Annotated in this window: 17 protein-coding genes; 7 read left to right on the forward strand and 10 right to left on the reverse strand. The window is 67.5% G+C overall.

Annotated elements, in window-relative coordinates; all coding sequences use genetic code 11:
• Positions 1–29 precede the first annotated feature (29 nt).
• The 6 genes from QNJ30_18360 to QNJ30_18385 form a co-directional block, all read right to left on the reverse strand.
• Positions 30–1,970, reverse strand: coding sequence for a glycine betaine ABC transporter substrate-binding protein (locus QNJ30_18360; GenBank protein ID MDJ0945436.1), 1,941 nt, complete (start codon positions 1,968–1,970; stop codon positions 30–32).
• Between the two features lie 19 nt (positions 1,971–1,989).
• Entirely contained in the window at positions 1,990–3,561 is a 1,572-nt protein-coding gene (locus QNJ30_18365) for a BCCT family transporter (protein MDJ0945437.1), read from the reverse strand.
• Positions 3,562–3,962: 401 nt separating this feature from the next.
• Positions 3,963–4,421, reverse strand: coding sequence for a YHS domain-containing (seleno)protein (locus QNJ30_18370; GenBank protein ID MDJ0945438.1), 459 nt, complete (start codon positions 4,419–4,421; stop codon positions 3,963–3,965).
• Between the two features lie 378 nt (positions 4,422–4,799).
• Entirely contained in the window at positions 4,800–5,831 is a 1,032-nt protein-coding gene (locus tag QNJ30_18375; protein ID MDJ0945439.1) for a universal stress protein, read from the reverse strand.
• A 76-nt stretch (positions 5,832–5,907) separates the two neighbouring features.
• Complete coding sequence (locus QNJ30_18380) at positions 5,908–6,903, reverse strand: nickel/cobalt transporter (protein ID MDJ0945440.1); 996 nt, start codon at positions 6,901–6,903, stop codon at positions 5,908–5,910.
• Positions 6,893–7,534: a DUF1007 family protein gene (locus QNJ30_18385; GenBank protein MDJ0945441.1), complete on the reverse strand. Its 642-nt coding sequence runs from the start codon at positions 7,532–7,534 to the stop codon at positions 6,893–6,895. The genes QNJ30_18380 and QNJ30_18385 overlap by 11 nt, the downstream gene beginning before the upstream one ends.
• 188 nt (positions 7,535–7,722) lie before the next feature.
• Between QNJ30_18385 and QNJ30_18390 the strand changes: the two genes are divergently transcribed.
• A complete protein-coding gene (locus tag QNJ30_18390) occupies positions 7,723–8,127 on the forward strand; it encodes a hypothetical protein (protein ID MDJ0945442.1) in 405 nt (134 codons plus the stop codon).
• Between the two features lie 65 nt (positions 8,128–8,192).
• A complete protein-coding gene (locus QNJ30_18395) occupies positions 8,193–8,690 on the forward strand; it encodes a copper chaperone PCu(A)C (protein MDJ0945443.1) in 498 nt (165 codons plus the stop codon).
• A 60-nt stretch (positions 8,691–8,750) separates the two neighbouring features.
• Here QNJ30_18395 and QNJ30_18400 read toward each other — a convergent pair whose 3' ends face one another.
• From QNJ30_18400 to hisG, 4 genes are all read right to left on the reverse strand, one after another.
• The gene (locus QNJ30_18400; GenBank protein MDJ0945444.1) at positions 8,751–9,194 is read right to left on the reverse strand and encodes an arsenate reductase ArsC; all 444 of its coding nucleotides are present in this window, start codon (positions 9,192–9,194) and stop codon (positions 8,751–8,753) included.
• Between the two features lie 6 nt (positions 9,195–9,200).
• A complete protein-coding gene (locus tag QNJ30_18405) occupies positions 9,201–9,689 on the reverse strand; it encodes a UPF0262 family protein (GenBank protein MDJ0945445.1) in 489 nt (162 codons plus the stop codon).
• Positions 9,690–9,812: 123 nt separating this feature from the next.
• Complete coding sequence (gene hisD, locus QNJ30_18410) at positions 9,813–11,117, reverse strand: histidinol dehydrogenase (protein ID MDJ0945446.1); 1,305 nt, start codon at positions 11,115–11,117, stop codon at positions 9,813–9,815.
• Positions 11,107–11,769, reverse strand: a complete 663-nt coding sequence (hisG, locus tag QNJ30_18415) for an ATP phosphoribosyltransferase (protein MDJ0945447.1) — start codon at positions 11,767–11,769, stop codon at positions 11,107–11,109. The genes hisD and hisG overlap by 11 nt, the downstream gene beginning before the upstream one ends.
• 316 nt (positions 11,770–12,085) lie before the next feature.
• On the opposite strand from hisG, the gene napE reads away from it, so the two are divergent.
• The 5 genes from napE to QNJ30_18440 are packed head-to-tail and all read left to right on the forward strand — an operon-like array spanning position 12,086 to position 16,207.
• Positions 12,086–12,280, forward strand: a complete 195-nt coding sequence (napE, locus tag QNJ30_18420) for a periplasmic nitrate reductase, NapE protein (protein MDJ0945448.1) — start codon at positions 12,086–12,088, stop codon at positions 12,278–12,280.
• A gap of 30 nt (positions 12,281–12,310) precedes the next feature.
• On the forward strand, positions 12,311–12,631 hold the full coding sequence (locus QNJ30_18425) for a chaperone NapD (GenBank protein ID MDJ0945449.1): 321 nt from the start codon (positions 12,311–12,313) through the stop codon (positions 12,629–12,631).
• Positions 12,621–15,137 (forward strand): periplasmic nitrate reductase subunit alpha, encoded by a 2,517-nt coding sequence (gene napA / locus QNJ30_18430; GenBank protein MDJ0945450.1) that lies wholly within the window; start codon positions 12,621–12,623, stop codon positions 15,135–15,137. The genes QNJ30_18425 and napA overlap by 11 nt, the downstream gene beginning before the upstream one ends.
• Positions 15,104–15,595 (forward strand): nitrate reductase cytochrome c-type subunit, encoded by a 492-nt coding sequence (locus tag QNJ30_18435; GenBank protein ID MDJ0945451.1) that lies wholly within the window; start codon positions 15,104–15,106, stop codon positions 15,593–15,595. The genes napA and QNJ30_18435 overlap by 34 nt, the downstream gene beginning before the upstream one ends.
• A gap of 24 nt (positions 15,596–15,619) precedes the next feature.
• Positions 15,620–16,207: a cytochrome c3 family protein gene (locus QNJ30_18440; GenBank protein MDJ0945452.1), complete on the forward strand. Its 588-nt coding sequence runs from the start codon at positions 15,620–15,622 to the stop codon at positions 16,205–16,207.
• Positions 16,208–16,312: the final 105 nt, after the last annotated feature.

Consider the following 16,312-nt stretch of genomic DNA (forward strand, 5'->3'; position numbering starts at 1 on the left):
GGGTCTCCTCGATCCCTAGTCGTTGGGCCCTAGTCGGTGGGCTTGGCGGGCGTGATGTGCAGATCGGCCGGCGGCTCCTTGAGCCGCGCCTTGGGGGCCCGCGCGAAGAGCAGGTAGATCATCCAGGCGAGGAAGGCCGTCGCCAGGATATTGATCAGCGAGGTCGGCAGGTCCGCCACGAGGGGCTGCGGCCCTTCCTCCAAGGCCGGCCGCAAGGCGGCGGCCACGGGCGCGGCGGGATCGACGACCTCGGTGCTGCCCAGCGCGGCGGCCAGCTTGCGTATGGTCTCCGCCGGGATCGGCTGGGTCGCGGCCGTGCCCGTGGTCCCAGGGCCCTGGGCGCCGAAGGCCTCGCGCAGGCTGGACGGCCCGGCCAGGACCATCTGGGTGCTGAGGGTCTCGACCGCTCCGGCCTGTCCGGGATAGGTCCCGGCCGGCACCTTGGCAGGCCGCAGGAAGGAGAAGCGGATCGGCGCGTTGCCCTGGCTCCAGCCCTCGACCGCCAGGAGGCGGTAGCGGCCCGTCTCCATGATGTCGAGCACTGCGCCGTCGCCCAGCGGCGCCATCACGAAAACCGCGTCGACCAGACCCTTCGACATCGCCTCGACCTGGGCCTTGAGGTCGCCGGACTCCCCGGAGATCAGCTCCACGCCGCCGATGTCGAGGCCGGCGAGCACGTTGCGGGCGATCCGGTCGGAGGCCGATCCGGCCTCGCCGACGCCGAGGCGCTTGACCTCGGCCAGGGCGGCGGCACCGCTGCCCGGAACCATGACGTGGGCCAGGCGATAGCCGACCACGCCCAGCGCCTCGGCCGAGCTGGACAGCACGGCCGCCCCGTCGTCCAGGGAATAGAAGGACTCGGTGCCGACCACGGCAAGGCGCGCCGCGCCCGAAGTCACGAGATCGAGCGGGTTGGCCGCCCGCGCGACCTCGATGCTGCGTTTCGGGAAGACCGCCTTGGAGGCCCGCACCGCCCGGCCCGCGGGACCGGAGAGGGAATCCAGGCCGCCGAGGGCCACGGTCAGACTTTCGGCGCCGCCCGCAGCCTCCGCGGTCTCGTCGACCAGGCCGGCATCGGCCAGGAAGGCCAAGGCGACCGCCGGGACGCTGCGGCCTTCGAGCTCGACCTGGGCGATCAGGCCGCGCATGGCATCGGCGGTGACCTGATCCTTCAGCAGGGTCATGGCACCGGAGAGCTTCGGGAAGCGGGCCAGCGCGTCCTCACGGACCAAAGGCGAGGGCTCGTAGACCGGGAAGAAACTCAGGTCGTCCTCCAGCACCGCCAGGTCGAAGGCGGCGATCTGGGAATCGGTGCGGAAGAGCTCGGCCACCTTGACCTCGCCGTCGAGCAGGGCCTGGACGATCTTGTCCTTGCCGCCGTCGTCTAGGGAATAGGACTGGACCTTGCCCTCGGTCAGACCGTAGCGGCGGATCATCGCCCCGAGGCCGTCCAGCGGACGCTCGAGGAAGTCCGTGTCCGTCGCGATCTCCAGCGGCCCCAGGCCGGCCAGGTCGGAGATTTTCGCGACTCCGAGCGACTGCGCCTCCTCGGGCCGCATGACCAGGACGTAGTCGTTGGAGAACCCCAAGGATTCGCCCCAGGTCAACTCCAAGGGGCCGTAGAGCTCGCGCACCCGGGCCAGGGCCGCCTTGCCGTCGGCCATGGCCGGCTGGCCGAGATAGACCAGGCCGGTGCCGTTGTATTCCGGATAGAGGTCGATCTTGCCCTGCTTCAGAGCCTCGAAGACCTCCGCCGAGCGGCCGTAGGGAATCGCGCGCTGAACCGTGATGCCTTCGCGCTCGGCCAGCTGGGCCAGCATTTCGGCCATCAGCATGTTCTCGGTGAAGTTCTTGCCAGCGACGCGCAGGACCGGCGGCTCCTCCTCGCAGGCCGCGAGCCCGAAGGCCGCGGCGGCCAGCAGCAGACCCGCCAGCGAACGACGAAGGGACGGCACAGAAAGGCGTTTCATGTCCATGATCCTCCTCCCCTCATTCCGCCGGCGTCTTGGCATCGGACGCTTCCTGGGCCCGGGCCATGCGTTGCGCCAGGCGCAGGTCGCGCACCTCCGCGCTCTCGTCTTCGCGCAGCGCCCGGAAGAAGCCGACCAGCTGGACGAAGACGATGAAGGTGAAGGGCACCGCCCCGGTGATCGCCATGGCCTTGGCGACCGAGACGCTGCCGGAGACCAGCACGCCGAAGGTGATGGCCGACATCAGGATGCCCCAGATCAGCTTGGTCCTGACGTCCGGGTTGAGATTGCCGTTGGTGGTCATCATCGAGACCACGAAGGTGCCGGAGTCGGCGCTGGTCACCAGGAAGATGAACACCAGGATGACGGCGAGGATGTTAAGCACGGCCGTTCCCGGCAGGTATCCGAAAAAGGCATAGAGTGCGGCGCTCACGTCCTCGAAGACGATCTCCGCCAGACCACCGCTCCCGAACATCTCGATGTAGATCGCCGCGCCGCCGAAGACCGCGAACCACAGCATGGAGAACACGGTCGGCGCCACGACGACGCCAAGGACGAACTCGCGAATGGTTCGGCCACGGCTGATCCGGGCGATGAAGATGCCGACGAAGGGCCCCCAGGCGATCCACCAGATCAGGTAGGTCAGGGTCCAGCCGTGGGTCCAGCCGCGCAGGCTGTCGTCGTAGGAGAAGATCCGGAACGACATATAGACGAACTGGCTGAGGTAGTCGCCGAAGCTGTTGACGAAGGCATTGAAGATGAAGGTCGTCGGCCCGGCGAAGAGCACCACCAGCATGATCACGATCGCGATCACCATGTTGATGTTCGAGAGGATCTTGATGCCCTTGTCGACGCCGGTGCAGGCCGAGAGCAGGAAGGCGATGGTCATGACGATCAGGATGCCGATCGCCACCGCCAGCGAGTTGGGGTCGGTGCCGAAGACCTCGGCTAGGCCGGAGCGCACCATGATGGTGCCCATGCCCAGCGAGCCCGCCAGCCCGAAGACCACGGCCATGACCGCGACCACGTCGGCGACCATCGAGACCCAGCGGGTCACCTGGTCGCCCAGCAAGGGCCGCAGGGAATACTCGATCGGCGTGGAGACCATTGAGGGCGCGTCCTTGCGGAACACGAAGTAGGCGATGACCAGGGCGCAGACCCCGTAGATCGCCCAGGCGTGGAAGCCCCAGTGCAGATTCGTGATGGCGAAGGCCGTGCGCGCCGCCTGGGTGGTCAGGCCCTCTTCCCCGGGCGGCGAGTAGAAGTGGTACATCGGCTCGGCCACGCCCCAGAACAGCAGGCCGGAGCCCATACCGCCGGCGAAGAGCATGGCGATCCAGGAGCCGGTGGAGAACTCCGGCTCGTCGTCGTCGTGGCCGAGCTTGATGTCGCCGTAGGGACCGAGCGCGAGGTAGACGCTGAGCAGCACGAACATCGTGCAGGCCAGCATGAACATCCAGTCGAGATAGTTGAGGGCGCCGCTGGTGAGGGCGACGGCGGCCCCGGTGACCTGATCCGGCGCGACCACGCTCCAGATCCCGATGATCGCGCTCAGCGCCACGGAGACGATGAGTACGGCGTTCTTCGCCATCGCGCTTCCCCCTCCCCAAGACCGCTTGTTATTGATTATCAGTTTTATTGAAGCACAGGTTTTGAAGCTTGTCATATCGGGCGGGGGCGGCGACGCCCGGCCGCTATGCGAAGGGCCGCGAAATCGGCAAGGCCCGCCGAAGAAGAGGTGCAACGCCGTGCCGCGCCTATAAGACGCTTAGGGGGCGCCGAGAGCGGGCTGATTTGAAGTCCATGCGGCTTCAAATCATCCCGCTCTACTTCAGCAGTCTAGAGAACGATTCAGACATGAGATCGACTCGACCTCATGTCGTTGTGCCCTAGATCAAACTGCGCTCAACTGGACTCAATTGAGCGCAGATAATTTGATCTATTCCATATTGATAGAGCAGCCTATCTGCGTTCGAATGAACGCAGGCTGCGTTAGTCGAGCACGGCGGGCCAGTTCTGGTCGCCTTTGGCGATGTTGCCGGGGATGTCCTCTTCCCAGGTCTTCTGGACCGACCGGCTGTAGTTCAGATAGAGCTTGCCGTCGACAATCCGCCAGGCCTCCGGGTCGGTCGAGGCGGTGTAGCCCTGGGCCACGGCCCAGGCGCAGTAACCGCCGTACTGCGGCGCATAGGCCTCCGGATCGGCCTTGAAGGCGGTCAGGTTGGCCGCGTCGGCGAAACGCCAGGTGGCGCCCCGCCACTCGTATTCCAGGTCGCGACGGCCCTCTACCGGTTTGCCTTGGGTGAAGTAGGCCACCGGGTCGTAGCCGCTGACTGCCAAGCTGCTGAAGGTGCCGGTGTAGATCGGATCCTTGGCGAGAGCCGGGGTGACGGCGGCCGGCAAGGCCACGGCGACGGCGAGCCACAGAGCGGCGAGTAAGGCACGAAACATATGGTTGGGTCCTCTTTCGGCTGTGATGCGACGTGTCCGCAACAGAACTTGGCCCCCGAGCCCAGCCGAACAAGTCAACCGCTGATCAATAAAACGTCAGCGCCGCGGACAAGAATCGGGATGCGGCAAGCCCGCGGCCGCCTGACGCTGGGTCGATACCGGCCGCCGACCCGGAAGGATGCCACATGGCACGGCTAGACGGCTTGAACTTGTTCGAAGGCAGCGACGGCGGAGACATGGAGCGGATCGAGACGATCGCCCGGTCGTGACCCTGCGCAGGACCTTCGCCGACAGTGCCGAAGCCCATCCGCAGGGCTCGAGGCCCCAGGGCCGAAGACCCGCCCCTGGGACCCGGTAAGCAAGACCCGAGCGCCGAGATCAGCGAACCACAAGGCAGGTGCAGGGCGCGGCGTGGTTGACCTTGTAGGAGACGCTGCCGGCCAGAAGGCCTTGGACCTCGCCCAGACCGCGGCTGCCCAAGGCAATAAGGTCGGCCTTCTCGCTTTTCGCGGTGGCGAGGACCGCACGCGCCGGGTCGTCGTCGACGAGCCGCGTCTCGAGCTTGTCGACGGACTTTGCCCTGGCCAGCTCCGCACCCTGTTCCAGAATCCCCTCCCCGATCGCCTTCAAAGCGGCTTCGGAAATCGCCGCCGCGAGCAAGCCCGCGCCCGACCCCATGGCGACCAGGCGCTCCGCCATTTCCAGCTCCTCGCGCACCTCCGCGCCGAGGCGCTCCGGATCGACGGCGGCCCGGAGCTGTGCCGCGGTCGCCTCGCGGCGCAAGGCGTGCAGCAGCACAAGCTTTGCGCCGTACCTGGCGGCAATGTCGCTGGCCAGCTCGACCGACTTGGTCGCATGGGCGGAGCCGTCGGTGGCCGCGAGGATGGTCCCGAGGCCCCGGAAGCCGGCCTCGCCCTCCGCGCGGTGCACGGTCACGCAGGCGCAAGGCGCGAGGTGGAAGACCTTGTGCGACACGCTGCCGAGGAAAAGGCCCTCGAGCTCGCCGTAGCCGCGGCTGCCCATCACGATGAGGTCGGCCGACTTGTGTTTCGCATGATGGAGGATGCGCTCGCCGGCATCGCCGAAATCGATGACGCTGTCGCCGGTCTCGACTCCGACCTTCGCCGCGGCGGCCTGGGCCTCGCGCAGGATCTTATGGCCCAGGTACTCCAAGACGCGCAGATGTTCCGAGAGGTGCGGATGGATGCCGGTCTCGTCTCCCCGGTCCTCGGCCTGGGCGAGCTCGCGGGCAGCGGAGTCGTAAAGATCTTGAGGCACGTCCCCGTCGCGCAGGCCGACGTGCAGCAGGATCAGCCGGGCATTGTAGACCTTGGCGAGGTCGACGCTGAGGTCGAGCGCCGCCCCCGCATGGCGGGAGCCGTCGAGCGGGGTCAGGATGGTTCGAATCATGCAGCCATGGAGCACCCCTCACCGGGCGGGCGCATTGATCCTCGTCAAGGGCGCGGCGATGCCCCTGAGGCGCGGCTTAGATCGTCGCGACCGGCTGGTTGAGGGCAAGGTAGAGAAAGAAAGCCCCGAAGACGCAGATCGCCAGGGAGCCGAGGACGGCCAGGCCGCGGCCGATACGGTCCTCCCAGACCGAATCCTGGCCGGCGAGGCGGACCGCGAGCCTGCGCGAGGTCACGGCCAGGATGCCCAGCGCCGCAACGGTCAGGGCCGTCCCCAGGGCCATGGCGAAGGTGGCGCCGACCCCGGCCAGGAAGATGCCCTGGGCCAGGGTGAAGAGCAGGATGATCACCGCCCCACTGCAGGGCCGGATGCCGACCGAGAGCACCATCGGGACGAAGCCGCCCAGAATGCCACGCGCCTGCCGTGGCTGCGTCTCCGCCAAGGCCGGCGAGCGCCCATGGTCGTCATCGTGATCGTGGCCTGGGTGACCGTGATCGTGGCCGCAGCCGATCTTGCCGCGCAGGGCGGCGACCAGCATCCAGAGGCCGAGCAGGATGATCAGCCCGTAGCTGGCGATCTCCAGCAGCTGCACCTTGGCGGCGGCCTCGCGGCGGGTCAGGTCGAGCGCGAGGGCCAGCAGGCCGACCAGAGCGATGGCCGAGAAGGCCTGCACCAGGGCCGTCAGGAAGGAGAGCTGGATGCCGCGCCGGATCCGGCTTTCCTGGGCCAGCAGGTAGGAGGAGATCACCACCTTGCCGTGACCCGGGCCGGCCGCGTGCACGACTCCGTAGAGGAAGGAGAAGAACAGCAAGGTCGCCAGCGGCACCAGGGACTCGCCGCTCTTGAGCTCGCGCACCAGCCCGGCGAGGTCGCGCTGCAGCTCCTGTTGCAGGCGGGCGATCTCGAAGCGGGTCCGATGCCAGAACCCGACCTCCGGCGCGGCGGATTCGGCCTCGGCCGGCGGCAGGCCGGGCAGGCTCTGCGCGGCCACCGGCGCCAATGAAGCCGGCGCCAGACCCAGCAGGAGGCTCAAGAGGATCAGGCCGGCGAACCGACGCCCGCTATGAGACATCGCAGCCGATCTGGACGTAAAGAGGATTGACCATGCCGAAATAGATCGGGTTGAGCTTGTCTTCGACCAGGGCCGGCCGGCAGCCGCCCGGCAGGTTGCCGGTGACCCGCAGCTTGCGGGGAGAGCCCACGTTGAGGTCGATGTAATAGGTCTCGTCGTAGAAGCCGACCCCGAAGGTCGTCTCCCGGGGATCGAGGTTCTCCGGCAAGGGGACGTCGAAGGCGTATTGCAACCGGTCGCCGTTCATCTCGGCGACGAAGTTCTCCACCGCCTCGACCTTGAGGTTATCCGGCAGCAGGGCGCCGATCTTGAGATGCGTGAAGTAGCTGTACTCCTTCAGCCCCTCGTGGCCGTTTTCGAGAATCGCCAGCTCCTCCCGGTCGAGCCGCTTGTTGCCGTTGACGTCGAAGTCCTGGACCGCAAAGGCGCTGTAGTACTCGTCAAAGAGCCAGACCACCCGCAGGCCCTTCAAGACGTTGCCCTGGAAGCTGAGTTCGAGCGACACGTCGATCCAGACGTGAGGATGCGCCCGCGGGCTGCCGAGCGGCGACAGCAGGGCCGTCAGCCCGAGCAATACGGCGAGGACCAAGCCCTTCGGCAGTGCCGTCCTGCGGTCCGAACGCTTTGGCATCGATATCACCTGCCTCCAGCTTTGATGCGGGCAAGACTTGAAGGGAAAATAGGCCGGAAACCGTAAATGTCGAGTGACTTATGAGAGCCAAGGGCCGCGGCTCGGCGGCCATTGCGGCAGGTCAAGGCGGGCACGATGGCGATCTGGCCATTCTCCACACGACCTGTCATCTTGCCGGGATGAAGCGGATGCCCAGCGCGAAAGGCGGACGACGTCGGACGGGAACCGCGGTGCTGGCCGCCTTCGCCCTGATGCTGCAGGCGCTTGGCGGTCTGCCGGCCGGCGCGGAGGGTGCGGAGGCGGCGCCCCTTCCCATCGACGCCCTCGTGATCTGCACGCCCGAGGGCATCCGGATCCTGGGTTCGGACGGCGCACCGCGACAGGTGCCGGAGGGTGGTGCGCCGGCCGCAACGACCGATCCCTGTCAGATCTCCTGCCCGGCCGAGAGCTGTTGCTCCGCCCTGAGCGTCGCCGTGGCCACGCCGGCTTTCGCGCCCGCGAAGGCCCTCGCCGTCCCGGGCATAGCCCCGGCCCCGCGCCACCGGCTTTTTCCGCTGGCGAAGCCCGGCCGCGGGCCGCCGGTCCGAGCCTAGCCGCAGACCTTCCAGTCCGCCGCCCGCCGGGGCGGCCGAACCAAGACATACCGACGAGGAACACCATGCTTCGATACCTTTCGCTGCCGGCGATCCTGCTGGCGACCGCCTTGCTCTCCAACCCGGCCGCCGCGGGCGACTACACCCTCGGCGACCTGACCGTCCACAAGCCCTGGGCGCGCGCCTCCATCGGCCAGGCCCAGGCCGGCGCCGCCTATCTCACCGTCATGAACAAGGGCTCCCTGCCCGACCGGCTGATCGCCGCCGAGGGTACGGTGGCCAACCGCATCGAACTGCACACCCACATGATGGACGGTGGGGTCATGAAGATGCGACCGGTTCAGGCGATCGAGGTCGCGCCCGGCGAGCCGGCGGTGCTCAAGCCTGGCGGCCTGCACGTCATGCTGATGGGCCTGAAGGCACCCCTGGTCAAAGGCGAGAGCTTCCCGCTGACCCTGGTCTTCGAGAAGGCCGGCCGGATCGAGATCGAGGTCCCGATCGGCGAGGGCACGGCCATGGAGCACCAGATGGACCACGGCAAGACCCACAAGAAGGGCTCCTGACCCCGCGGCCCCGGAGCGCACCGCCGCGCGGCGTTGCGCTCCGCCGGGCGCTCCTTGGTCTTACACCACCGGCTTGATGTCGCTGCCGAAGCGTTCCTGGATCCGGCGCAGGAGCTGATCACGGACCTCGCGGTAGGCGTGCAGGCGGGTCTCGCGGCTGCCCTCGATCAGGCTGGGGTCCAGCACCCGCCAGAACTCGACCTCACAGGCCATGGTCCGGGTCAGCTCGACCGCGCGGTGCTGGGCCTCGGGCGAGAGCGAGACGATGAGGTCGTAGGAGGTGTCCTCCAGCTGGTCGAAGGACTTGGAGCGGTGCCGGGAGACGTCGATGCCGATCTCCTCCATCACCGCGACCGCGAAGGGGTCGACCTCGCCGGCGCGCACGCCGACGGAATCGACGTAGATCCGATGGCCCAGGAGGTGCTTCAGCAGGCCCTCGGCCATGGGCGAGCGGATCGCGTTCTGGCTGCAGGCGAAGAGAACGCTGTCGGGAAAGTCGCCCAAGTCCGGCTAGCCCCGTATGTGCAGCACGCAGATCAGGGTGAAGAGCCGCCGGGCGGTGTCGAAGTCGATCTCGATCTTGCCGTCCAGGCGCTCGCGCAGAAGCTCGGAGCCCTCGTTGTGGAGGCCGCGCCGGCCCATGTCGATGGCCTCGATCTTCGAGGGGCTGGCGGTCTTGATCGCCTCGAAATAGCTCTCGCAGATGGCGAAGTAGTCCTTGACGATCCGCCGGAAGGGCGAAAGCGGCAGTGTCACCGTGCCCAGCGCGCTGTCGGCCTCGTTACGGATGTCGAAGAGCAGGCGGTTCTCCTGCAAGGCCAGGTGCAGGTGATAGGGGCCGTGGTAGTCGCCGACCGGGGCGAAGCGGTTCTCCTCGAGCAGGTCGTATATGGCGACCGCGCGCTCGTGCTCGACGTCCGGGCTGCGCCGGACGACGCTCGCCTCGTCCAGCGTGATATTGGCGATGAATTGCTTTTCCGCACGCCGGTCGCTGCTCATCCCGCCTCCGGGCCAGCTCCTAAGGGGTAGAAGTTCGCGCCGGAACGGCACCCGCGGGCGAACCGCTCGAAGTATGCGGCGCGGAGGGAAGGACTCAAGCCTTTCCGTGGCCTGGGCAGGCGCCTAGCCCTCGGCCTCTGGGTCCAGGCGGATCGCCACCGAACGGGCATGGGCGCGCAGGCCCTCGGCCTCGGCCAGGCGGACCGCGGCCGGCCCCAGGCGCCGCAGGCCGTCGATGTCGCAGGCGATGATCGAGGAGCGCTTCATGAAGTCCAGGGCCGAGAGGCCGGAGGAGAAGCGCGCCGAGCGGTCGGTCGGCAGGACGTGGTTGGGCCCGGCCAGGTAGTCGCCTAGGGCCTCGGGCGTGAAGCGGCCGAGGAAGATGGCCCCGGCGTTGCGGATTCCTGCGGCCAGGGCCTCCGGCTCGGCGACGGCGAGCTCAAGGTGCTCCGGTGCCACCCGATCGACCAGCGGCGGGGCCTCTTCGAGGCTGTCCAGCAGGATGACGGCGCCGTGATTCTCCCAGGCGGCACCGGCGATGTTCGCCTTGGGCAGCGAGCGAAGCTGCTCGAGCAGCGCGGCCTCTACGGCCCCGGCGAAGGCCGCATCGTCGGTCATGAGGATCGACTGGGCCACGGCATCGTGCTCGGCCTGAGCCAGGAGATCGGCAGCAATCCAATCCGGCCGGCTGGATCCGTCGGCGACCACCAGAACCTCGGAGGGCCCGGCGATGGAATCGATGCCGACCGTGCCGAAGACCTGGCGCTTCGCCTCGGCGACGTAGGCGTTGCCCGGCCCGACGATCTTGTCGACCCGCGGGATCGCGGCGGTGCCGTAAGCCAGCGCCCCGACCGCCTGGGCCCCGCCGACCCGGTAGATCTCCTCGATGCCGGCAATGCGCGCCGCGGCCAGGACCAAGGGATTCACCTCGCCGCCCGGCGTCGGCACGGTCATGACGATGCGCGGCACCCCGGCCACGACCGCCGGCACGGCGTTCATCAGCACCGATGAGGGATAGGCCGCCAGGCCGCCGGGCACGTAGAGCCCGGCGGCGCCGACTGCGGTCCAGCGGTGGCCCAGACGCAGCCCGGCGGAGTCCTTGTAGTCCAGGTTCTCGGGCAGCTGGCGCCGGTGGAAGTCGCGGATCCGCTCGGCGGCGAGGCTCAGGGCCTCCAGATCGGCCGGATCGCAGGCCGCCGTCGCGGCCGCGATATCCTCCGCGCCGAAGCGCAGGGTCTCGGGCGTCAGGCTCAGGCCGTCAAGCTGCTCGGTCAGGGCGATGACGGCGGCGTCGCGCTCGTCCCGGACCCGTGCCAGGATCTTTGAAACGACCTCGCCGACATCGTCCTGCGGCGCCCGCAGCGCGCTCAGGAAGGCGTCGAAGGCGGTCTCGAAGCCGGGATCGCGGGTATCCAGCCTATGCGGCATCGACCGCCTCCTGGAAGCGCCCGATCCAGCGGTTGATCTCCTCCGGGCGGGTCTTCATGGCGGCGCGGTTGACCACCAGGCGCGAGGAGACCTCGGCAATCTGCTCGACCTCGACCAGATCATTGGCGGCCAGGGTCGCGCCCGAGGAGACCAGGTCGACGATGCGCCGGCAAAGCCCCAGGGTGGGCGCCAGCTCCATGGCGCCGTTGAGCTTGATGCATTCGGCCTGAACCCCGCGCCGGGCGAAGTGGCTGCGGGTGATCTCGGGGTACTTGGTGGCGATGCGGATGTGGCTCCAGCGCGCCGGGTCGTCCTCGGCGACCATGTCGCGCGGCTCCGCCACCGCCAGGCGGCAGCGGCCGATCCTGAGGTCGACGGGGGCATAGATCTCCGGGTAGTCGAACTCCATCAGGACGTCGGAGCCGGCGACCCCGAGCTGGGCCGCACCGAAGGCCACGAAGGTCGCGACGTCGAAGGAGCGCACCGAGATGATCTCGACCCCCGTGAGGTTGGTGGCGTAGCGCAGCCGCCGGTCGGCCTCGTCGGCGAAGCCGGGCTCCGGCTCGATGCCGACCCGGGCCAGAAGCGGCTTCAGCTCCGCCAGGATCCGGCCCTTGGGCACGGCAAAGACGATGCCTTCGTTGGCGGCCATGGGCCGGGGTCCCTTTCGCTGCAAAAGCGGATCTTGCTAAGGCAGGTTCTAGAACGCGGCCCCAAGGTGCGACAAGCCCCGTGAGCTGCGCACTCCAAGGTTGTGGAGATGCTCGGCCACAGCCGATTGACCGAAATCAAGGCTGCCGGGCGGCAAAAAACTACCTTGCGGTGCAAGGCCTATGGGCAGGCTCGCTTCGCCTGCGATACCGCGCGGTCAATCAGAACGGGAGATTTCAATTCATGACCGTTGTGATCTCTTGCTATCTTCCTTTAACCTGCCGCCCGGAGCATCAGTATCCGCGGGGAGCGGTGCTGTGACCGAGGCTCAAGCTGGCATGAAGACTCTGGACGGCAAAACGGCGGACCCGAAGTCGCGAACCCGCGAGCTTCGCGCCTTCCTGTTTCTGACCGTGGTCCTGGCGCCCGCCCTCACGGTGGCGTTGGTTGGCGGCTACGGCTTCACCGTCTGGATCCTTCAGCTCATCGCCGGGCCCCCTGGTCCGGCCTGACACCTGGACGATGTCCCAGGAGAGATATGCATGCGCAACGAGAGAAAGATGACAACCCCGCCGAGCCGCCGCGACGTCCTGCGCGGCCGTGCCCGAGGGCCCGAGGTGCACATCGCCAGCATCCTGGTTCAAGCCTGGCCGGACAGATTGCCCGCGGTCGAGGCCGAGCTGAGCGCCCTGACCGGCGTGGAGAGCCACGGCTCGAACGGCGCCGGGAAGCTGATCCTGACGTTGGAGACACGGGGCGACGCCGAGCTCATGGAGCGGGTCCGACAGATCGAAACGGCGGAGGGCGTCATCGCCGCCTCGCTGGTCTATCACCACGCCGAGGAGATGGACGATGACAGCTGACAAGCCCCGGATAAGCCGGCGCGACTACATCAAGGCGCAGGCCGTGGCGGCCGCCACGGCGGCGGCGGGCATGCCGCTCGCAGCCAAGGCGACCGAGATCCGCATCACAAGGCAAGCGGCCGAACTGCAGTGGTCGAAGGCGGCCTGCCGCTTCTGCGGCACCGGCTGCAGCGTCATGGTCGGTGTCAAGGACGGCCGGGTCGTCGCGACCCACGGCGATGCCGAGGCGGAGGTCAACCGCGGCCTCAACTGCGTCAAGGGCTACTTCCTCTCCAAGATCATGTACGGCGAGGACCGGCTGACGCAGCCGCTACTGCGCATGAGGGACGGCAAGTACGCCAAAGACGGCGAGTTCACGCCGGTCACCTGGGACCAGGCCTTCAACGTCATGGCCGAGAAGTTCAAGGCCGCCATCAAGGCCAAGGGGCCCGAGGCGGTCGGCATGTTCGGCTCAGGCCAGTGGACGGTCTGGGAGGGCTATGCCGCCGCCAAGCTGATGAAGGCCGGCTTCCGCTCCAACAACATCGACCCCAATGCGCGGCACTGCATGGCTTCGGCGGTCGGCGGCTTCATGCGCGCCTTCGGCATCGACGAGCCGATGGGCTGTTACGACGACTTCGAGGAAGCCGACGCCTTCGTGCTCTGGGGCTCGAACATGGCCGAGATGCATCCGATCCTCTGGACCCGGATCGCAGACCGGCGCTTCAGCGCCCCGCACGTCAAGGTCGCCGTGCTCTCGACCTTCGAGAACCGTTCCTTCGGCCTCGCCGACGTGCCGATCGTCTTCCACCCGCAGACCGACCTGGCGATCCTCAACTTCATCGCCAAGCACATCATCGAGACCGGCCGGGTCAACGAGAGCTTCGTCGCCAAGCACGTCAACTTCCGGCGCGGCAACGCCGACATCGGCTATGGCCTGCGCCCCGAGCATCCGCTGCAGCAGAAGGCCGCCAACGCGACGGACGCCAACGGCTCGCAGCCGATGACCTTCGAGGAATACGCCGAGTTCGTCGCCGACTACGACATCGACACGGTGTCGGAGTTGTCGGGCGTGCCGGGCTCGCGCCTGGAGGCGCTGGCCGAGCTCTACGCCGATCCGAACACCAAGGTGATGTCGCTCTGGACCATGGGCTTCAACCAGCACACCCGTGGCGTCTGGTGCAACAACCTCGTCTACAACATCCATCTCCTGACCGGGAAGATCTCCGAGCCGGGCAACAGCCCCTTCTCGCTGACCGGACAGCCCTCGGCCTGCGGCACGGCACGCGAGGTCGGGACCTTCTCGCACCGCCTGCCGGCCGACATGGTGGTCGCCAAGAAGGAGCATCGCGACATCGCCGAGAAGATCTGGAAGCTGCCCGCCGGCACCATCCCGGCCAAGCCGGGCTTCCACGCGGTGCAGCACAACAGGATGCTGAAGGATGGCGTCATCAACGCCTACTGGGTCCAGGTCAACAATAACATGCAGGCGGCCGCCAACCTCAACGAGGAAGGCTACCCGGGCTACCGCAACCCGGAGAACTTCATCGTCGTCTCCGACGCATACCCGACGGTGACGGCCCAGGCCGCCGACCTGGTGCTGCCGACCGCCATGTGGGTGGAGAAGGAGGGCGCCTACGGCAACGCCGAGCGGCGGACCCAGTTCTGGCATCAGCTGGTCGACGCGCCGGGCGAGGCCCGCTCCGACGTCTGGCAGGTGGTGGAGTTCTCCAAGCGCTTCACGACGGAAGAGGTCTGGCCGCAGGAGATCCTGGACGCCAACCCGGAGTACAAGGGCAAGACGCTTTACGACGTGCTCTTCGCCAACGGCCAGGTGGACCGCTATCCCCTCTCGGAGCTCAGCCTGGAGTACGAAAACCAGGAGGCCAAGCACTTCGGCTTCTACCTGCAGAAGGGCCTGTTCGAGGAGTACGCGCAGTTCGGTCGCGGCCACGGCCACGACCTGGCACCCTTCGACACCTATCACCAGGTCCGCGGCCTGCGCTGGCCGGTGGTCGACGGCGAGGAGACACGCTGGCGCTTCCGCGAGGGCTCGGATCCCTACGTCGAGCGCGGGACGGGGCTGCAGTTCTACGGCAACGCCGACAAGAAAGCGAAGATCTTCGCCCTGCCCTACGAGCCGCCGGCCGAATCGCCGGACGAGGACTACGATCTCTGGCTCGCCACCGGCCGGGTCCTGGAGCATTGGCACTCCGGCTCCATGACCCAGCGGGTGCCGGAGCTCTATCAGGCCTTCCCCGATGCGGTGGTCTTCATGCATCCCGACGATGCCAGGGACCGGGGCCTGCGCCGCGGCAGCGAGGTCCGGGTGGTCTCCCGGCGCGGCGAGATCAGGACCCGAGTCGAGACCCGGGGCCGCAACAAGCCGCCGCGGGGACTGGTCTTCGTTCCCTGGTTCGACGCCAGCCAGCTGATCAACAAGGTGACGCTGGATGCCACCGACCCGATCTCCAAGCAAACGGATTTCAAGAAATGCGCCGTCAAAGTCATTTCGGTCCAGAGCTGATGGGCCGCCTGGCCCTGCTGCTGGTCGCCCTCACCCTGGTCACGGGGACCTTTCCCTGGTCGGTCGCGGAGGCCGAGCCGCTGGCCACGCTGCGCGGCGCGGAGCTCGACGAGGAGCCGGAGCCGCCGACCTTGGGCGAGGTGGAGAACAAGGACCTGCGTCGCGCGCGGAACTATCCCGAGCAACCGCCCACCGTGCCGCACAAGGTGCGCAACTACCAGATCGACCTCAGGGCCAACAAGTGCATGACCTGTCACAGCCGCACCGCGGTCGAGGACTCCCAGGCGCCGATGGTCAGCGTCACGCATTTCACCGACCGCGAGGGCCAGGTGCGCGCCTTCATGTCGCCGCGCCGCTACTTCTGTGATCAATGCCATGTCACCCAGCACGAGGTGCGCGCCGCGACCGGCAACACCTTCGTCGACGTCGAAAAGCTGATCACCGGCCTCGGCGAGTAAAGAAGGTAGGGACGCGTGAAATCACTGATTGACCTCTTGAAGCGGTACTGGGCGCTGCTGAACAGCCCCAGCAGGCATTTCAGCCTCGCCTTCCTGACCGTCGGCGGCTTCGTCGCCGGGATCATCTTCTGGGGCGGCTTCAACACGGCCCTCGAGCTGACCAACACCGAGACCTTCTGTACCGGCTGTCACGAGATGCGCGACAACGTGTTCCAGGAGATCAAGCCGACCATCCACTACACCAACCGGTCCGGCGTCCGCGCCACCTGTCCCGACTGTCACGTGCCGCACAACTGGACCGACAAGATCGCCCGCAAGATGCAGGCCTCAAAGGAGGTCTGGGGTACGATTTTCGGGACCATCAACACGCGCGAGAAGTTCCTCGAGAAGCGCATCGAGCTGGCGCGGCATGAATGGATCCGCATGAAGGCGAACGATTCGCTGGAATGCCGCAACTGCCACGATCTCGAATCGATGGACTTCACCGTGCAGAGCAAGCGCGCGGCCGAGCAGCACGAGCGCTTCCTGGCCTCCGGGGAGAAGACCTGCATCGACTGCCACAAGGGCATCGCCCACCAGCTGCCGGACATGGCCGAGACGGCCGCACGCTAGAGTTCGCCCGCCGCAAGCGCTCGCTTGCAGCGCCCGCCATCCGGGCCTATCTCTGGGATCGTGATTGGTTGCCAGGCGCCGGGTCTCGGCCGAAGCCCGGCGTCG

The sequence above is a fragment of the Kiloniellales bacterium genome, assembly GCA_030066685.1.
GTDB lineage: Bacteria > Pseudomonadota > Alphaproteobacteria > Kiloniellales > JAKSBE01 > JAKSBE01.

Excerpts from the sequence above, each read along its gene's own strand:
- QNJ30_18390 (MDJ0945442.1), top strand. The coding sequence starts at position 7,723 with ATGCCCAGCGCGAAAGGCGGACGACGTCGGACGGGAACCGCGGTGCTG.
- QNJ30_18385 (MDJ0945441.1), bottom strand. The coding sequence starts at position 7,534 with ATGCCAAAGCGTTCGGACCGCAGGACGGCACTGCCGAAGGGCTTGGTC.
- QNJ30_18395 (MDJ0945443.1), top strand. The coding sequence starts at position 8,193 with ATGCTTCGATACCTTTCGCTGCCGGCGATCCTGCTGGCGACCGCCTTG.
- QNJ30_18405 (MDJ0945445.1), bottom strand. The coding sequence starts at position 9,689 with ATGAGCAGCGACCGGCGTGCGGAAAAGCAATTCATCGCCAATATCACG.
- QNJ30_18360 (MDJ0945436.1), bottom strand. The coding sequence starts at position 1,970 with ATGAAACGCCTTTCTGTGCCGTCCCTTCGTCGTTCGCTGGCGGGTCTG.
- QNJ30_18370 (MDJ0945438.1), bottom strand. The coding sequence starts at position 4,421 with ATGTTTCGTGCCTTACTCGCCGCTCTGTGGCTCGCCGTCGCCGTGGCC.
- hisD (MDJ0945446.1), bottom strand. The coding sequence starts at position 11,117 with ATGCCGCATAGGCTGGATACCCGCGATCCCGGCTTCGAGACCGCCTTC.
- QNJ30_18380 (MDJ0945440.1), bottom strand. The coding sequence starts at position 6,903 with ATGTCTCATAGCGGGCGTCGGTTCGCCGGCCTGATCCTCTTGAGCCTC.
- hisG (MDJ0945447.1), bottom strand. The coding sequence starts at position 11,769 with ATGGCCGCCAACGAAGGCATCGTCTTTGCCGTGCCCAAGGGCCGGATC.
- napA (MDJ0945450.1), top strand. The coding sequence starts at position 12,621 with ATGACAGCTGACAAGCCCCGGATAAGCCGGCGCGACTACATCAAGGCG.
- QNJ30_18435 (MDJ0945451.1), top strand. The coding sequence starts at position 15,104 with ATGCGCCGTCAAAGTCATTTCGGTCCAGAGCTGATGGGCCGCCTGGCC.
- QNJ30_18375 (MDJ0945439.1), bottom strand. The coding sequence starts at position 5,831 with ATGATTCGAACCATCCTGACCCCGCTCGACGGCTCCCGCCATGCGGGG.
- QNJ30_18365 (MDJ0945437.1), bottom strand. The coding sequence starts at position 3,561 with ATGGCGAAGAACGCCGTACTCATCGTCTCCGTGGCGCTGAGCGCGATC.
- QNJ30_18425 (MDJ0945449.1), top strand. The coding sequence starts at position 12,311 with ATGCGCAACGAGAGAAAGATGACAACCCCGCCGAGCCGCCGCGACGTC.